Annotated in this window: 1 protein-coding gene; it reads right to left on the reverse strand. The window is 63.7% G+C overall.

What is annotated here, in order from left to right:
* Positions 1-157 precede the first annotated feature (157 nt).
* Positions 158-1,631 (reverse strand): CTP synthase (locus RMO81_RS03155; protein ID WP_310474282.1); only part of this gene is annotated, 1,474 nt, incomplete at its 5' end.

Consider the following 1,631-nt stretch of genomic DNA (forward strand, 5'->3'; position numbering starts at 1 on the left):
GCGGTGGGCAGCGCCGCGGCAATCTGGCGGGCCAGCGTTGTCTTGCCGACAGCGACCGAGCCGGTGATGCCCACCACCAGTGTTTCGCCGGGCCGGCGATGGGCGGCAATGCGTGCCGCCAGATCGTCTGGCGTAATCGGCGTCACACCATCTGGCCCTATACCAAGCGACTGTGCGCCATGGCAGCGGCAATGAAGCCGGCAAACAGCGGGTGCGGATCAAACGGCTTGGATTTCAGTTCGGGGTGGAACTGCACGCCGATGAACCAGGGATGGTCGGGCCGTTCGACCACTTCGGGCAGCAGCCCATCGGGCGACAGGCCAGAAAAGATCAGGCCCTGTTGCTCGAGGCGGCTGCGATAGGCGCCGTTGACTTCATAGCGGTGGCGGTGGCGTTCTTCGATCCGGGTGCTGCCATAGACGCTCGCCGCGACGCTGTTGGCGCCGAGTTCGGCCGGATAGGCGCCCAGCCGCATGGTGCCGCCCATGTCGCCGCCTGCCCGGCGAGTTTGCAGGCCTTCAGCGCTCATCCATTCGGTGATCAGGCCCACGACCGGTTCGTTGGTCTCGCCGAATTCGGTGGTCGATGCCGCCGCGATGCCGGCCTGATTGCGCGCGGATTCGATGCAGGCCATCTGCATCCCCAGGCAGATGCCGAAGAACGGCACACGCCGTTCGCGGGCAAAACGCACGCTGGCGATCTTGCCTTCGCTGCCGCGCGTCCCAAAGCCGCCGGGCACCAAAATGCCGTGCATCGGCTCCAGCCGGGCGGCAACGTCACTGCCTTCAAATTCCTCGGCGTCAAGCCACTTGATGTTGACCTTGACCCGGTTGGCCAGCCCACCATGCACCAGCGCTTCGGTGAGCGATTTATAGGCGTCCTTCATGCCGGTGTATTTGCCGACGACGCCGATGGTCACTTCGCCTTCCGGATTGTGGATGCGCTCGGCAATGTCCTGCCAGCGGGTCAGGTCGGGGCGCGGCGCATCATCCAGACCAAAGGCGTGCAGCACTTCATCATCCAGCCCTTCGGCATGATATTGCAGCGGCACTTCATAGATGGATTCCGCATCCAGCGCCGAAATCACCGCTTCCTTGCGCACATTGCAGAACAGCGCGATCTTGGCGCGGTCGCTTTCGGGCAATGGGTGTTCGGAACGGCAGACCAGCACATCGGGCTGAATGCCGATGCCGCGCAGTTCGGCGACACTGTGCTGGGTGGGCTTGGTTTTCAGCTCGCCCGCCGCCGCGATGAACGGCACCAGGGTGACGTGAATATAGCACACGTTGGCCTTGCCCACGTCGGCGGCCATCTGGCGGATGGCTTCGAGGAAGGGCAGGCTTTCGATGTCGCCCACCGTGCCGCCGATTTCGCAGAGCACGAAATCCAGGGCCTCGGTTTCGGCCTTGGCAAAGGTCTTGATGGCATCGGTCACGTGCGGGATCACCTGCACAGTGGCACCCAGGAACTCGCCGCGGCGTTCGCGCGCGATGATGTCGGAATAAACCCGGCCCGAGGTGATATTGTCGGTCTTGCGCGATGGCACGCCGGTGAAACGTTCGTAGTGGCCAAGATCGAGATCAGTTTCCGCCCCGTCGTCCGTCACATAGACTTCGCCGTGCTGATACGGG

This window comes from Sandarakinorhabdus sp. (assembly GCF_031422795.1).
Lineage (GTDB): Bacteria > Pseudomonadota > Alphaproteobacteria > Sphingomonadales > Sphingomonadaceae > Sandarakinorhabdus.